Origin of the sequence: Nesterenkonia flava (assembly GCF_031432335.1) — a bacterium.
Taxonomy (GTDB): Bacteria; Actinomycetota; Actinomycetes; order Actinomycetales; family Micrococcaceae; genus Nesterenkonia; species Nesterenkonia flava.
In genome coordinates this window covers 1-1,580 of sequence record NZ_JAVKGT010000069.1, presented here as the reverse complement: position 1 = coordinate 1,580, position 1,580 = coordinate 1, and the positions used below count along the sequence as shown (strand labels likewise).

The 1,580-nt window shown below is 64.3% G+C and carries 1 protein-coding gene; it reads right to left on the bottom strand.

Annotation, left to right across the window (positions count from 1 at the left end):
- Nucleotides 1-23: 23 nt before the first annotated feature.
- Nucleotides 24-1,253 carry an IS110 family RNA-guided transposase gene (locus RH857_RS13465; protein ID WP_310538489.1) on the bottom strand — a complete coding sequence of 410 codons (1,230 nt, stop codon included), beginning with the start codon at nucleotides 1,251-1,253 and terminating at the stop codon, nucleotides 24-26.
- Nucleotides 1,254-1,580 lie beyond the last annotated feature (327 nt).

The window sequence follows — 1,580 nt, the reverse complement described above, 5'->3', positions numbered from 1 at the left end:
GGGGGGTGCCTCTATGGTTTTCGTCAAGCGGCCAGGGCGTGCCCGGTGCCGCCTCTGATGTTTTCGGGGTCTTGGTAGAAGGTCCCGTCACGGAGCATGGCGTAGAGGGTGTCGAGTCGTCGGCGGGCTAGGGCGATGACGGCTTGTTTATGGGTCTTTCCTTCGGCGCGTTTCTTGTCGTAGTAGGCCCTGGATGGGCGGTGGTGCAGGGCTGCGAAGGCACTGTTGAATAGGGATGACTTCAATCTCTTGTTGCCTCCGCGGTTGGCGTATTCACCTCTGATCGAAGTCCCGGAACGCCTGGTCGTCGGCGCGATCCCCGCATATGAGGCCAGGTGGCCTGCGGTCTTGAAGTCCTTACCGATGACTTCGGTGAGGATTCTGGCGGCGGTCCTGACCCCGATTCCGGGCATCGACGTCAGGACCAGGTGAAGAGGGTGGGCCTCCACCAGAGCATCGACCTGGGTCAGCACCTGCTGGCGCTGTGAGTAGAGGTCCTTCAGTTGCCCGGCGATGATCGGCACGATGGTCGCTGCCGCCTCGGTGCCGGGAACTACTACGGTCTGGGCATCCAGGGCGGTGAAGATCTCCTCGGTGAGTGGGGCTGCCAGCCGTGGGTTGTGCTTCTTGATCCGGTTGCGCACATGGCCCCGGCCGGCGTCTTTGATCCGCTGCGGAGTAGGCCACCGGCTGAGCACGTCCAGGACCCCGTAGTGGTGCAGCCGGGGCCCGATGACCCGTTCCAGGCCGGGGTGGATCTGGGTCAGCAGCCCTCGGAGTCGGTTCCGGGCGGCGGTGGTCTGGGCCAGCAGGTCATCATCGAAGCCGGTCAGTACCGCCAGTTCAGCGATCTGCTCGTCCGAGGCTGCGATCTGCCGCAGTGCGGTGGGCATGGTGCGGGCGGTCTCAGCGATGATGAACGCGTCCCGGGCATCGGTCTTAGCTGAACCGGCGTGCAGGTCGGCCATCCGGCGCATGGTCAGCCCCGGCAGGTAGGCCACCTCGACCTGGTCCATGCTCTGGGCGACGGTGACCGGCAGGGCACCGATGGTGGCGGGCTGATCGACCACCAGCAGGGCCGGGCCATGCTTTGCAGTCAGCTCGGTCAGCAGGTCTCGGAGTTTGGCCTCGTCGTTGGGCAGGGGCTTGTCGTAGGCCTTCTCACCGGTGGTGGTCAGTGCGGTGGCGTGATGCTCGCTCTTGCCGACGTCTAAGCCGATGAACAGCGCGAAGTCCTGAAGGTTCCAGGCCACGAGCTTTCTCCTCGTCAATTGTGGAGTCCTGTCACCACCCAGAACGGGGCGCCTGGGCGGCCAGCTGCCCAGCCCGCTCACCCTTCCCCAGCAGGGATGGATGGAGTCGGCGGGCGGTTCATGCTCGGCATCCACGTTAGAAAACAAGCCCTTAACGTTGGGGCTGTCGTGCCTCTATCAGCGATCCACGATCCGCCCGTGGCCAGCTCCTGGGTGACAACACCCCCCGGATCATCAATGACTGGGGGCAAACGATCATGCCCAGGAGCCGGACCGGACAACACCACTTATCCTGCCGGAGAACTGGTGCCCTTAGAAGCTAACGGG